At 66.7% G+C, this 13,402-nt stretch carries 16 protein-coding genes; 8 read left to right on the plus strand and 8 right to left on the minus strand.

Annotated elements, in window-relative coordinates; genetic code table 11:
- Window positions 1-66: 66 nt before the first annotated feature.
- From GQS65_RS03670 to GQS65_RS03680, 3 genes are all read left to right on the plus strand, one after another.
- The gene (locus tag GQS65_RS03670) at window positions 67-297 is read left to right on the plus strand and encodes a hypothetical protein (protein ID WP_158203320.1); all 231 of its coding nucleotides are present in this window, start codon (window positions 67-69) and stop codon (window positions 295-297) included.
- 69 nt (window positions 298-366) lie between these two features.
- Window positions 367-2,013 (plus strand): rhomboid family intramembrane serine protease, encoded by a 1,647-nt coding sequence (locus GQS65_RS03675; RefSeq protein ID WP_158203321.1) that lies wholly within the window; start codon window positions 367-369, stop codon window positions 2,011-2,013.
- A 50-nt stretch (window positions 2,014-2,063) separates the two neighbouring features.
- On the plus strand, window positions 2,064-2,630 hold the full coding sequence (locus GQS65_RS03680; RefSeq protein WP_158203322.1) for an NUDIX hydrolase N-terminal domain-containing protein: 567 nt from the start codon (window positions 2,064-2,066) through the stop codon (window positions 2,628-2,630).
- Between the two features lie 18 nt (window positions 2,631-2,648).
- Here the strand turns inward: GQS65_RS03680 and GQS65_RS03685 are convergent, their stop codons facing one another.
- Together GQS65_RS03685 and GQS65_RS03690 are read right to left on the minus strand one after the other, a co-directional pair.
- A complete protein-coding gene (locus GQS65_RS03685; RefSeq protein WP_158203323.1) occupies window positions 2,649-3,503 on the minus strand; it encodes an SDR family oxidoreductase in 855 nt (284 codons plus the stop codon).
- Window positions 3,504-3,560: 57 nt separating this feature from the next.
- Window positions 3,561-4,172, minus strand: coding sequence for an METTL5 family protein (locus tag GQS65_RS03690; protein ID WP_368279798.1), 612 nt, complete (start codon window positions 4,170-4,172; stop codon window positions 3,561-3,563).
- Between the two features lie 126 nt (window positions 4,173-4,298).
- Here GQS65_RS03690 and GQS65_RS21335 point away from each other — a divergent pair, with 126 nt between their 5' ends.
- On the plus strand, window positions 4,299-4,466 hold the full coding sequence (locus tag GQS65_RS21335) for a hypothetical protein (RefSeq protein WP_199268396.1): 168 nt from the start codon (window positions 4,299-4,301) through the stop codon (window positions 4,464-4,466).
- A gap of 14 nt (window positions 4,467-4,480) precedes the next feature.
- On the opposite strand, the gene GQS65_RS03695 is transcribed toward GQS65_RS21335, so the two are convergent.
- From GQS65_RS03695 to GQS65_RS03705, 3 genes are all read right to left on the minus strand, one after another.
- Entirely contained in the window at window positions 4,481-5,608 is a 1,128-nt protein-coding gene (locus GQS65_RS03695) for a cell division protein FtsA (protein WP_158203325.1), read from the minus strand.
- A gap of 143 nt (window positions 5,609-5,751) precedes the next feature.
- Window positions 5,752-6,666, minus strand: a complete 915-nt coding sequence (locus GQS65_RS03700) for a DUF7139 domain-containing protein (RefSeq protein ID WP_158203326.1) — start codon at window positions 6,664-6,666, stop codon at window positions 5,752-5,754.
- A gap of 61 nt (window positions 6,667-6,727) precedes the next feature.
- Window positions 6,728-7,357: a protein sorting system archaetidylserine decarboxylase gene (locus GQS65_RS03705; protein WP_158203327.1), complete on the minus strand. Its 630-nt coding sequence runs from the start codon at window positions 7,355-7,357 to the stop codon at window positions 6,728-6,730.
- Between the two features lie 97 nt (window positions 7,358-7,454).
- Between GQS65_RS03705 and GQS65_RS03710 the strand changes: the two genes are divergently transcribed.
- Window positions 7,455-8,408, plus strand: a complete 954-nt coding sequence (locus GQS65_RS03710) for an alpha/beta hydrolase (protein ID WP_158203328.1) — start codon at window positions 7,455-7,457, stop codon at window positions 8,406-8,408.
- Between the two features lie 41 nt (window positions 8,409-8,449).
- Window positions 8,450-9,418, plus strand: a complete 969-nt coding sequence (locus tag GQS65_RS03715; RefSeq protein WP_158203329.1) for a hypothetical protein — start codon at window positions 8,450-8,452, stop codon at window positions 9,416-9,418.
- A gap of 15 nt (window positions 9,419-9,433) precedes the next feature.
- On the opposite strand, the gene dph2 is transcribed toward GQS65_RS03715, so the two are convergent.
- Complete coding sequence (dph2, locus tag GQS65_RS03720; RefSeq protein ID WP_158203330.1) at window positions 9,434-10,489, minus strand: diphthamide biosynthesis enzyme Dph2; 1,056 nt, start codon at window positions 10,487-10,489, stop codon at window positions 9,434-9,436.
- 99 nt (window positions 10,490-10,588) lie between these two features.
- Window positions 10,589-10,885, minus strand: a complete 297-nt coding sequence (locus GQS65_RS03725) for a DUF7130 family rubredoxin-like protein (RefSeq protein ID WP_158203331.1) — start codon at window positions 10,883-10,885, stop codon at window positions 10,589-10,591.
- 264 nt (window positions 10,886-11,149) lie between these two features.
- On the opposite strand from GQS65_RS03725, the gene GQS65_RS03730 reads away from it, so the two are divergent.
- On the plus strand, window positions 11,150-11,554 hold the full coding sequence (locus GQS65_RS03730; RefSeq protein ID WP_158203332.1) for a YlbF family regulator: 405 nt from the start codon (window positions 11,150-11,152) through the stop codon (window positions 11,552-11,554).
- 322 nt (window positions 11,555-11,876) lie between these two features.
- Here GQS65_RS03730 and GQS65_RS03735 read toward each other — a convergent pair whose 3' ends face one another.
- Window positions 11,877-12,296 (minus strand): hypothetical protein, encoded by a 420-nt coding sequence (locus GQS65_RS03735; RefSeq protein ID WP_158203333.1) that lies wholly within the window; start codon window positions 12,294-12,296, stop codon window positions 11,877-11,879.
- 190 nt (window positions 12,297-12,486) lie between these two features.
- Here GQS65_RS03735 and GQS65_RS03740 point away from each other — a divergent pair, with 190 nt between their 5' ends.
- Complete coding sequence (locus GQS65_RS03740) at window positions 12,487-13,323, plus strand: MBL fold metallo-hydrolase (protein WP_158203334.1); 837 nt, start codon at window positions 12,487-12,489, stop codon at window positions 13,321-13,323.
- Window positions 13,324-13,402 lie beyond the last annotated feature (79 nt).

Genomic DNA, 13,402 nt, shown 5'->3' on the forward strand with positions numbered 1-13,402 from the left:
GAGTGTCGCGCGACTCGGAACGAGGGTTTATTCTTCCCGTGTGCCACCATCGACATATCTACGTGTATGGCCCGGTCCCAGTTCCTCCCGACCCGGATCCTGCTCCTCTCACTGCTGCTGGTCGTTCTTCCGACGTACGGCCTGTACGAGGGGACTGAAAGCGGTGTGTCGTTCGCAACGACGTCCCTGATACTTGGCGCAGTTCTCTTCGTCTGGAAGTGGCGTTGGTGGTGGACACCGATTCGGGAGTACGTTCGAACCGATGGAAACGCGACACACACAAAAGAGCACGACTAGCCACGCACCCTGCCGACCGAAACCGACGGCGGCGACGCCGACCACGCCACTGAAGGCGCTCGGATGCTGATGGCGGGCATGGTCGCGGGCCTCGGGATGGAGTCGCTGCACACGCTGGGTCTGGTCGGCGCGGTCGTCGTCTCGCTGGTCGTCGTCGTTCGTCTCTCGAACGACGGGGTCGGGTCGACGCTCCGCCGCCGACTCCTGCTGGGTGTCCCGTGGGGGACGCTCCTCGTCTCGGGGGTCGTCCTCACCGTCTACCTCGTCGTCCAGGGTGGCTGGGAGCGGCCGAACGCCCCGATGGTCATCCCGTTTCGCGCGTGGTCGTACTTCTACCCGCAGGGCATCCTCGCCGCGCCGTTCTCCCACGCCGGTCTGGGTCACCTGACGGGCAACCTCTTCGCCACACTGACTCTCGCCTCCATCGCCGAGTACGCGTGGGGTCACTACCCCCGAGAACGGGGTGTCCAGACGTTCTCCTCCGTCCTGACGAACCCGTTCGGCCGAATCGGGGCGTTCGTCGTCGGGACGCTCGCCGTCGGCGTCGTGACCGGCGTCTTCTCGCTCGGTCCCGCCATCGGGTTCTCGGGCGTCGTCTTCGCGTTCGCCGGGTTCGCGCTGGTGCGCTACCCGCTGGCGACGGTGGTCGGCGTCTCGGCGAGTAGCGTCATCTCGCTGCTCTTCTCGGCGGTTCGGAACCCCATCCTCCAGCAGGGTGGGCGGTCGGTGTTCATCACACCGTGGTGGGCCAGCATCGCCATCCAGGGCCACGCGCTCGGCCTCTTTCTGGGTGCTGTGCTCGGCGTCCTCTGGGTCCGGCGGGTCGACGAGCGGCCGTCGGCCCTCCGACTGTTTCTCGGTGCGCTCCTGTTCGCCGTCGTGCAGAACGTCTGGGCGGTGTACGCCCCGCTCGACGGCGGCCGCTACGAACTGTACCGTGCCGGCGGGACGGCGCTCGTGTTCCTCGTCGCCGTGCTGTTCGTGTGGGCCGTCCGTGCCACCGATCGGACGCTCGTGGGCCGACTCGACCTCCACGCCTCCGAGGCCGCCATCGGCGTCGTCCTCGCGGTGACGCTCGCACTCGCCGTCGTCGCCGTCCCGTTCAACTTCTTCACCGTCGCCGACCCGGACGCGGGCGTCACCGACGCCAACAGCATCGAGGTGGAGGACTACACCGTCTTCTACGCCCACGACGTGCCCAACCAGTACATCTCGTCGGTACCCATCGAGTCGGCGACGGTGAGTTCCAACGTCAACGCCAGCGGCGTCATCGTCGTCAGCGAGGACCGCGAGATATGGTGGGAGGTCACGTCGACGGGCCGCCTCGCCAACGACGGTCGGTCGCTGGTCCGGGTCGGCGGCGTCGGCTGGCGCGAGTCGGTCACCGCCGACTTCGTCTCGTGGTCGCCGGTCGGCAACCGCTCGGCGTACGTCGTCTACCTCTATCACGACCAGGCGTCCCGCCTCGCGTACGTCTCCGACCCGTCACGGGCCGACCCGACCATCACCGGTCGGAACGTCAGCGTCGTCCCCGGCCGGGAGTTCACCCTCCGGGTCACCCGTGGTGGCGAGACGCTCGGCGAGACGACCATCCCCGTCGGCAACAACACCACGAGCGCCGGCGGCCTGACGTTCGTCCGCGAGGACCGCCGCGTGCTGGCGACCACCGAGGACGGGACGCGCGTGACGGTGGCGGTCCGGCCACGGGACGACTGACCGACCGCACCACCCGTAGACTCTTCTCGGTCGCCGGTGACGACGGGACGATGGACGCCGCGCCCCTCCTCGACGAACTCCGGACGCTCGCACAGAACGGTCTACGCTACGCCGACGACCCGTGGGAGGAGCGACGCTGGGAGCGCGTCCTCGAACTCGCCAGCGAGTACTACGGCGAGCACCTCGGCGTCCCGTCGGAGGTCGTCCGCGAGCGGTTCGCCGCCGAGGTCGGTCACGTCACGACGAAGGTGGGTGCGGGGGCCGTCGTCACCGACGACGAGGGCCGCCTCCTGCTCCAGCACCGCGCGGACGACGAGACGTGGGGCATCCCCGGCGGGTGGGTCGAACCGGGCGAGTCACCCGACGAGACCGTCAGGCGTGAGACCCGCGAGGAGACGGGTCTCGACGTCGAGGTCGGTGCCCTGCTCGGGGTGTTTACCCGGAGACCGGGCGCACACGGTCCACACGGCCAGCTGCAGCTACCCTACCGGTGTCGGGTGGTCGGCGGGGACGTCGAACCCTCCCACGAGTCGCTCGCCGTCGCGTATCGTCGTCCCGAGGCGGTCGAGGCGTGGCACGCCGACCACGCCGAGTTCCTCGGCGAGGTGCTCGACTGAGTCGAACCGTCGAGCGGGCTACTCGCGCCAGGACTTCGCCTTCGCCGCCACCGGCAACAGCCGTTTGCCGAGTCCGAACAGGCCGTCTCTGACCCGGTCGGGGAGGTGGCCGATAGCCGCCGAGACGTACGCCGCGGTCCCGACGTAGTAGCGCGACTTCGGGTCGTCGACGCTCGCCGCGTCCAGAATCACCGCCGCCACCTCCTCGGGTGAACTGGACGCCGACCCGCCGCCCCAGACGGCGAGGTTGTCGTCGTACATCCGGTAGAGCCAGTCGTACGCGCCCGACCGGTCGAGGTTCTCGAACTCGGCCGTATACCGGTCGTCGAAGCCGGTCTCGACCGCCTCCGGTTCGACGACGACCACCGCGATACCCTCGTCTGCGACCTCCACCCGGAGCGCGTCGTGCATCGCCTCCAGCGCGGCTTTCGACGCACAGTGGACGCCACCACCGGGAGCCGCGACGAGTCCGGTCGTCCCCGACACCGTGACGATTCGACCCGACCCGCGTTCGCGCATGTGCGGGAGCACTGCTCGAATCAGTCGATGCGGGCCGTGGACGTTCACGTCGTACTGTGCTCTCGACTGCTCGACGGGGATGTCCTCCAGCGCTCCGAACTGGGCGTAGCCCGCACAGTTGACGAGACAGTCTATCTGCCCCGTCTCGTCGTCGATTCGTGCGACGACCCGAGCGACCGCGTCGTCGTCGGTCACGTCGAGGGAGTCGGTCTCACAGCCTGCGTCGTGGAGCGTGTCGAGGTCGGCCGCCTCTCGGGCCGTCGCGTACACCGTCCAGCCGTCGTCCGCGAACGCCAGCGCGGTCGCTCGGCCGACACCCGACGAACAGCCCGTCACGAGCACCGTTCGTGTCATGGTTGCTCGCTCGCTCCCAGCAGGGATACCGCTGTGGGCGGCCTGAGAAGGGACCGGTCACCACTCGATGCGGAACACCTCCGTCTCGATGGTCCGCCGGTCGTCGGTGTGGAAGTCGAACTGTCGGTCCACGTCGAACGCGGCGGCGAAGGCGTGGGTCACCTCGCCGGCGTGGTCCGCCGCGAACGAGTCGACGAACGCACGTGACCCCGCGTTGTGTATCGTGTACGAGACGTCGGCGACGGCGGCAGCGGTCCGCAGAAACGCGCGGTCGGCGTGTTCGTTCCCTCGCTGTGCGCCGAACGGCGGGTTCGAGAACACCGTCACACCGTCGAGGCGGAGCGGGAGGCGGGTCGCGTCGCCTCGGACCCACGCCGGAGCCGTCGGCGTGTCGAGTCGCCTCGTGTTCTCTCGGGCGGTGGTGAGCGCGTCCGCGTCCAGTTCGACGCCGACGACGGCGGGTGCCCCCGCCAGCGCCGCCCCGAGTGCGAGCAGGCCCGTCCCGCTCCCGAGGTCCACGACCGGCCGCGAGAGGTCGCCCTGCACGGCCGCGAGGTGGACGACGTGCGCCGCGATGTCCGCCGGCGTCGGGTACTGCTCGAACGCGACCTGCGGGTCGGCGAACCCGTCGAGTTCCTGCAGGTGCCGTTCGAGCGTTCGCCGGTTCACGCTGCTGGGTCCGTCACCGACCCGCGAAAGGATTGCGGGACGGCGACGCGACGGCCGCTCGGCCCCGCGAGACCTACCGGTTCGACGATAAGTTAGATTCATCACCCCACACTCGAACGGGCGCGTATGGACTGTCCGCGCTGTGAGACCACGCTCGAATCCTACACCCTGTACGGGAAGGAGGCGGTGGCGTGTGAGAGCTGTGGCTACCTGGGGGTCACCGTGGAGCATCGGAGCGAGCCGAAAGAAATCGAGTCGTGGCAAGCGGCACTCGACCGGTTCAACACCGGGTAGCCGCTCGAAATCGCTTACTGGCTCTGCTTCTTCGAGGACTGCTTCGAGGATTTGCCTTTCGAGGTCTTCCCCTTCGAGGAGTTCCCGTTCGAACTCGCCTGCTTCGACCCCTTGCCGTTGGAGTTCGAGGACTTCACGGGCTTGCTCTTCTGGGGCTTGTCGCGGTCCTCCTCGGAGCGGGCGGCGACGAGCGACCCACGGGCGACGCTGTAGAGCGGTTCGTCGGCGCGCGTGACGCCGCTGACCGAGAACGGCAGGCTGGACTCGTCGAGGTGGTCCTCGAAGAGTTTCTCGAAGCCGTCGGGCGAGGACGTCCCACCGGTGACGACGACGGGGACGTCGAGACCTTCCTCGACGTCCTCCTCGTCGACCTCGCGGGCGATGTTCTCGATGACGTAGTCGAGCAGGTTCTCGTAGTAGATGGCGAGCGCACCCTCCACACCGCCGACGTCCGTCTTGAAGTCCAGTTCGAAGTCGTCCTCCTTGATGGAGGTGACCTTGTCGACGGGCTTGCCCGTCGCGCGGGCGGCCTGCTCGTCGACCCAGTCCCCACCGCGGGCGATGGAGAACGTCATGACCGGCACCGCGTAGTACGCGAGACAGATGTTCGTCATCCCCGCACCGAAGCTCACGCCGAGACCGGTGAAGTTGTTGTCAGCGAGTTCGCTGTAGATGACGGCCATCCCCTCGTTGATGGGTTCGGGCTCGTAGCCCATGTCAGCGAGGAACGACTCGCACGTCTTCTGGTGGTAGAGCGTCGAGAGGTCCGAGTCGATGGGGTCCGCGGGCGTCGAGAAGTGGATCTTCTCGCCGGGGTAGTCCGGCTCGCCGGCGACCTGCTCGATGATGAGTTTGATCATCGGGATGGCGCTCTTCTCGTCGTTCGAGAGGATACCGCGCTGCATCGGGCGGCGCGTCTCCTGTTTGAAGATGTTCGCGAAGTTGAGCGCGTCGTCACCGACGACGTACACCTTGTCGTCCTTCCGGATGTGGAGGACGTCCGACCGCGAGAGCATCTGCTCCGCCATGTCGCTGTGTTCTATCTCCACGAAGGAGTTGCGCTGCTGGACGAACACCGTGTCGTTGTCGTCCTGTTTTCCCGAGATGATGTTCATCGTGCCGACGTCTAGGCCTTTCGCCATATCCGGTCGTTCGAGCAAACCATAATAAAGTTTCTCTCTACTCGTATAGATTCGGATTGAAGAAAATCGTCAGCAGTTGCTCGTCGGCGTGACAGAACCGTAGCCCACAGAATCGTGGTCCGGAGTCGGCCGGAGTGGCCCGACTACCCGAGATTCAGCATCGACTTCAACCGGCCGACGATACCGCCGCTGTTGAGGTCGGCCATCTTCTCCTCGCGTTCGGCGTCCTTGCGCTGTTCCTCCTGAAGTCGTGCCAGCGCCGCGGCCTGGTCGTCGGTCCCCGACCCACGGGACGTCTCGCGGGCCGGTTCGCCACCGCGCATCCCCTGGAGGCCGGCGACGGCCGCGTCGACGCTACCCCCCGCCGAGCGGTGGGACTTCGCTTCGACGCCCTCGAACCCGGAGGTGTCGAGTCCCGTGGAGTCGTCGTTGACGGTGATACGCCGGGTGTTGTCCTTCGGGACGCCGCCCCAGGTCATCTCGGTGTTCGCCATCGCCTCGTCGATGTCGCGGCGCACGTCCTCGTCGGTCACCTCGGGGCCGGTGTCCTCCTCGGTCGCTTCGGCGACGACCTTGTCGGGGCTGGCACGCTCGACGTGGTAGCTGACGAGTGCGGCGAACGTCGCGGCGACGACGGTGACGACACCCAGTGCGTAGAGACCGACGCCCTGCACGCTGTAGTCGACGCCCGAGTTCACGTTCCACTGCCACGGGTGCGCCCAGACGAACAGCGCGATGGCCGCGAGACTGAACCCCTCGCCGACGAGCGCACCGATGCGTGCCCGCTTGTCCAGCGGCAACAGCACCGTCACGCCGAGGAACAGCGTCGGCAGTCCGGCCGCGCCGACCGCGAACGCGATTTCACGGAGCCAGAACGTCTTCCCCGGACCGAACGCGACCTGTTCGAGGACGAACAGTATCAGTCCGACCAGTGCCAGGGCCAACCCACCGAAGAACAGCGCGAACCCCGCGTAGACGTCGATCTGACGCTCCGGTTCGCCGATGAAGCGTCGATACCACTCGACCAGTGTCGCCTCGATACTGCCATCGTCGCTCATTACAGGCCCTTACGAATTGGAGTATATGACTGTTGGGCCTATGGAGATTACCCGACCGCCGTCACGACGACGGCTCGACGGCCTCGTGACGGTCCGTCTCGGTGTACGCGAGGGCCGTCTGCCCGGCGTAGACGCGGTCACCCTCCTCGACGGTGAGGTCGTCGCGCGTGACCTCGGGGGGCAACACCACGTCGGCGCGACTTCCGAACGAGATGTGCCCGATTCGCTCGCCCCGCTGGACGGTGTCTCCGACGGCGACCGACGGGTGGATGCGCCGGGCGAACCACCCGGCGATGAGGACGACGCTGTGGTCCTCGAAGACGAGTTCGACCTGTTCGTTCTCGTCGGAGTCCTTCGAGAACGCCGGCTTGTACGCGCCGGGGCGACGGGTCACCTCCCGGACGGTCCCACCGAGTGGAGCACGGTTGACGTGGACGTCGGTCGCACTCATGTAGACGCCCACGCGGAGTCGGTCGCCCGCTTCACGAATCACCGAAACGCGGCCGTCGGCCGGCGAGACGGCACCCGTCGGAGCGACCCGGCGCTCCGGGTCGCGGTAGAACTGGAGGACGAACCCCGAGACGAGCAGTCCGGCCGCCGCGGCGAACGGTGAGCGGACGGCCGCGAGCACCCCCGCGACGAAGGCGACCAGCGCGTACCTCACTCCCTGTGGGACGAATCGTCGAACCATGACGGTAGTCGGTCGTCGTTCTCCCTTCACGCCGAACTAGCTTTCCATCCGTGCCGGCCCACCGGGAGTTAAGCGGTCGGCCACTCTGACTGTGGCTATGGCTGACGAACCACATCCGCAGGCACGGACCGTCCTCGACATCGTCGACACCAGAGCACGGCCACCGACGTACGCGCTCTCCGTCGAGAGCGCCCGCGCGGCGCTGAAGTCCTTCTTCGTCGACACCGACCCGGACCCCGTCGGTGGCGAGGTGAGCGACTTCTCCATCGAGGGGCCGGAGTCCGACATCCCCGTTCGACTCTACACCCCTGGCGGCGAGAGACCGCACCCCGCACTCGTCTACCTCCACGGCGGGGGGTTCGTCCTCGGTGACCTCGACACGGTGGACAACGTCTGTCGCGCGGTCTGTCGCCGCGCGGAGTGTGCCGTCCTCAGCGTCGACTACCGCCGTGCGCCCGAACACGTCTTCCCGGCGGCACTGGAGGACAGTTACGCCGCCGTCTCGTGGCTCGCGGACCACGGCGACCACGTCGGCGTCGACACCGACCGAATCGCCGTGGGCGGGGACAGCGCTGGTGCGAACCTCACCGCTGGAGTGACCCTGATGGCCCGTGACGACCGGTCGATGGGACAGGACGCCCCAGACATCGCCCGGCAGGTGCTCGTCTACCCGGTCGTCTCCTCGGCCGTCCACGGCGAGTTCGACTCCTACGAGGAGAACGGCGAGGGCTACTTCCTCGAACGCGACAGCATGCACTGGTTCCACGAGAAGTACCTGCCCGACCCGACGATGCGGCGTAACGAGTACGCCGCGCCGCTCCTCGCGGGTGACCTCTCGGGACTCCCCCCGGCGACGGTCGTCACCGCCGGGTTCGACCCGTTGCGTGACGAGGGCCAGGAGTACGCCGACAGACTGGAGTCGGACGGCGTCGACGTCTCGCGCCACCACTACGAGGGGATGATCCACGGGTTCGTCTCGATGCTGGACTACGTCGACCCGGCCCACGACGCTCTCGACGACGTGGTCGCGGACCTCTCCGTGACCTTTTGAGCCACGGGAAAGCACTTATCTCCCCGACAGGTCGTGACGGTATGCGACGCCGACAGGTCCTCGCGCTCGCGGCGGTCGGTCTGGCGGGGTGTCTCTCCGATCCCTCGCCCAGCCCCAACGGCACCGACGACGGGACGACGACGCCAGCGACGACGGTGACGACCGAGACCCCCGAATCTCCCGACGTCGGGGCGTACCCCGGTGACTGCCCGAGGTATGGCGATAGCACCCTCGTCTGTGCCGACGCTGCACCGGACGACGTGCCGTTGCGGATGACCGCGTCACGGTCGTCGGTCGAACTGCCCGGGACGGTCGAGTTCACGCTCTCGAACGACACCGAGGTACGCTTCGAGACGAACCACTACGGCGCACTGCTCCACAAGCGAGTCGACGGCGAGTGGTTCCGCATCGCGCCGACCATCGTCGAAGAGCCACTGATGTACATCGTCCCCGGCGACAGTCACACGTGGTCGGTTACGCTCGAACACGCCCCCGACGAACAGGCACGTGGTGGTGGCGACGACGAACGACGAGTCGCCGGACTCGGCGGCGGGCGCTACGCGTTCGGCAACGACGGCTGGTTCTCCACAGGGAACTACGAGGAGTCGGTCGCACTCGCCACGACGTTCGAGGTCGACGCGCCACCGGCAGCGTTGACGACGACCGGCGACGTGAGCGAGGTCTCTGTCGAGGACGACACGGTCACCGCACGGTGGAGCGGTGGCTACGACGGTGAGGGCTCCTCGGAAGGGACGTTCGTCCTGCGTGTGGTCGATGGGACCGCGGAGCACCGACTCGTCACGGAGCAGGTGCTCCAGCCAGGTGGCTTCGGTCGGTCACGCCCACTCCGCGACGCGCTCGCGTTGCTACTCGACCGGAACGTCCAAACGGCTCGACTATCCGGGTCGACAGGGACGACCCCTGCGTTCGGCGTTCGAGAACCAACTCGGTTCGAGTACGACGGGCAGAGCTACGAGATGAGTGCCGAGAAAGCAGGAGAGGCGAGGTAGGAGAGAACGGCTCGCTTACCAGGTGCCGTGGAAGGTGTCGAACGACAGCGAATCCAGTGGCTCTTCGCCGACGGCGATCTGGTACTCGCCGGGAGTGAGCATCGGCTGTTTGAACTGCGGGCCGTCGTCGGTGGTGATGCGTGGACAGCCGGTGTTGACGTAGGCGTCGAAGCCGAACTGCGTCAGGCGGTCGGGCGTGACCTCGTCCATCGTCAGCAGGTAGGCGTTCTCGTTGTTCTCGACGATGTCGTTGGCGACCTCCCAGCGGCCCTGTCCGATCTTCGTGCAGAAGACGACGCCCCACGTCTCGGCGTCCATCGCGCGGTGGACCGCGCCGTAGCGCTGTTTGAGGAACTTCTCGGTGTCCGCGACGGTGACGACGTTGTTGACGGGGTCGGCGATGACGACGGTCTTCTCGGGGTGTTCCATCGCCAGGCCGAGCGGGTGGAACTTCCCGCCGCCGACGTAGAGCACCTGGTCGGCGTCGATGTCCGCCGACGCGTAGTTACAGCCGAGCACCTGCCCCTCGTGGGTGAGTCGGTCGTCGCCACGACGGGTGTGGACCTCGTAGCCCCGGTCGCCGAGCCACGCCTTCATCTCCTCGAACTTGTTCATGTGCTGGGCCGTCGTCACGAGGCCGACGTGGGGGTCCTCCTCGGGGTCCGACAGCTCCGCGAGCGACTCCTGCATGATGGGTTCGACCTCGACGTTCGAGAACAGCGGGACGTAGATGATCTTGTCCGACTCCTTCATCGGGGAGTGGCCGAAGTGGACGAACACGTCGGTCCGGCGCATCATGTAGGTGTCGAGGTCACACGCGCCGTAACAGGGCTGCCCGGAGATGAGGACGCGCGTGCCCTCGGGGAGGAGTTCGCGCAGGTCGTCGGCGACGTGCGGGGCACGGCGTTTCAGCCCCTCGGGGAACTGGAGGCCGACCTTCTCCGCGCCGCGCTCCTCGACGGCCTCGACGATGCGGTCGAGTTCGTAGTCCCACGTGCGCTCGTGCTTGAGGGCCATCCCGGTCTTTCGTAGGTCGCCCTCGGAGTAGTCGCTCCGCGATTCCTGACTCATTACCAGTGCCAGCGGTTGGACGCGGTTAACGTGTACGGTCCGGAGTGACCGTGCGGCTGTGGCTCACGCCCGCACGCCCGTCTCTCCCGTAGCCGCCGGTCAGTCCTCCAGCCACGCGTAGAGGTGACGCTTCGGCGTCCCGCAGTTCGGGCACTCCTCGGGGTAGCCGCTCTCGAGGCGACCCATCTCCCCGCACTCCGAACAGCGCCACATCAGGTAGCCCTCACCGAACTCGTGGCCGGGGTCGGTCTCCAGGTCGATGTGCTCGACCGACTCGCCGGCCCGCACCTGGAACCCCTCCTCGGTGAGCCCACGGATGAGTCCCAGCTCGTTCCCCTCGTCGTCGTAGACGGTCTGTCCGGGTTTCACCGTCGTCCGAATGCCATCGCTCGCCATACGTAGTGACAGCGTGTCAACGAGCATGAAACTGCTGGCGCGGACGGTCGGAGCCGCCGCCGACGCGGAGTGTCCGGGACCGGAGACGGTTCGCCCCACCGAGTCGAGCCAGCGTCGCCAGAGCGAGACCGTGACGGTGCCACCGACACCGCAGGGAGCGACGAGTACACTGGACAGGACGAGACGACGACGCTCGCGGCGGCTGTCGCGGCCGCCCGTCCGGAGCTTCGGCAGACCTAAACCCGCCGAGTCCCAAGCCGAACCATGAGCATCGAGACCACGCCGGAGTCCGACGAGATGGCCGCGGCCGCCCGTGCCACCGAACTCGCAGGCGACCTCGGGACCGCCATCGCCGACCTTCCCGCCTACCGGGAGTTCGCCGAGGCCAAGCAGGCCGTCGAGGACAGCGAGGAGGCCCAGGAGAAGATTCAGGTCTTCGAGCAGAAACGCGAGGAGTTCATGCTCGCCCGCCAGACCGGCAACGCCTCGAACGAGGACCTCCGCGAACTGCAGGAGGCCCAAGAGGAACTCCACGACATCCCGGTCATGAGCGAGTACCTCCGCGCGCAGTCCGACCTCGAACTCCAGTTGCAGGAGCTCAACGAGATGATTTCGGCACCGCTGTCGGTCGACTTCGGGGAGAAAGCCGGCGGCTGCTGTCAGGACTGAACACGACTTTTTTATCCACGCGCCGGAGTCGCGGAGCGACTCCGGCAGTGTAAACGCTCGAACAAAAGGATTCCTCGCAGACTTCGCGCTCTTCGAGCGCTCCGTCTGCTCGTCATCACCAGAAGCCACCGGCTTCTGGTTAGCCCACGAGGCGCAACGCGTCTCGTGACACCCCGCTCACTCGCGTTGCCCGTTCACGGCGAACCGCGCTCGTTGTACTCGCGCGGATGCTGTGAGTGTTTGTTCCAACGAAACTCAGCTGATTCAACTGTTAGACAGAGAGCGTGAGTGTATCAGTTTGCCAGTCTCGATTCGACGACGGTCAACAGCACGGGTCCACGTCACTCTCCGGTAGGGGTGCTGTACCGCTGCCGTAGACCTCATCGGCCATTCGGACCCCGAGGGCGTAGTGATTGGTGTTATAGACGAGATACGTTTCTTCTCCCTTCATCCGGTTAGAAAACGACCGCATGGCGCTGGTCTTCTCGTCATCATCGTCCAAGCACGCCCGAACGACACCGTCCTCGACTGCCGTCTGAAGAATCGACTGCTCAGCGTCAGGCAACTCGGAGAATTGGATAATCGTCGCTTGTTCAGGTACCGTATCGGTACGCTCGACCGCGATTTCTCCGTCATGTGGCATCGAGGTGCCGAAGAACCCCTGACTACAACTCCCCGAACAGCCAGCAAGCATCGAAGCGGGGGCGAGACTGAGGGAGGCGAGGAGGGACCGGCGGTTCATGTGTCCGAATTCGATGATGATTCGCTAAGTATCTTCTGTTGAAACGAAAGATGGTGTGTTAGACTCGCGGCACACGTCTAACAAAACCAGCAAGCTGTGCAGTGGCGTCGCGTGCCGACTCGAACGACGAACGAACGGGGTCGTGGAGGGAAGGTGGTGGATTTAGGAGGCTCCCGTGGGTGCGACCGATATGGACGACGTCCACTCCGACTGGGGCGACTGGTTGCTCAGAGCCGTCGAGCAGAGCGACCCCGAGGGACTGGCGGTCTGGTATCTCGGCTGTAACGGCTTCGTCGTGAAGGCGAGCGACGGAACGACGCTGTTCGTCGACCCGTACCTCGGAACGGGCGACCCGCCGCGAACGGTTCGGATGATTCCCGTGCCGTTCGACGCGGCGGACGTGCGCGAAGCCGACGCGGTGTTCGCAACCCACGAGCACACCGACCACACCCACGGGCCGAGTCAGGGCCCCATCCTCGCCACCACCGACGCACCGTTCTTCGGCACGGACGCTTCACACGACGTCGTCGCCGAAGAAGGCTGGCGCGAGGCGTGGGACCTCGGCGACGACCGCTTCGTCGAGGTCTCGGAGGGCGACACCGTCGACGTGGGCGAGGTGACGGTCCACGTCGAACCGGCCCACGACCCCGACGCCGAGCATCCCGTCTCGTACGTCTTCGAGCACGCCGGTCGGACGTTCTTCCACGGCGGCGACGCCCGGCCGAGCGACCGCTTCGCGGACGTCGGCGAGCGCTACGACATCGACCTCGGGGCGCTCGCGTTCGGCAGTGCCGGCCGTATCCCGGACAAGGAGACCGGCGACCCGGTCGACACGCAGTGGTACTCGGGGGAGAACGACGTCACCGAGGCCGCCCGCCAACTCCGACTCGACCGGTTCCTCCCGACCCACTGGGACATGTGGAAGGGGCTGACCGCGGACCCGACCGCGCTGGGACCGCACGTCCGCGGGTTCGAGTACCCCCGCCGTCTCGAGCTGCTCGAAATCGGCGACAGCACCACCGTCTGAGGGTTTTCTCCCGTGCGAGGTCGTCGGGGGCTATACAGTTCACGGACACCTTTATTATCGGAAAGAAGAACAGTCACAC

It is taken from the genome of Halomarina oriensis, assembly GCF_009791395.1.
Classification (GTDB): domain Archaea; phylum Halobacteriota; class Halobacteria; order Halobacteriales; family Haloarculaceae; genus Halomarina; species Halomarina oriensis.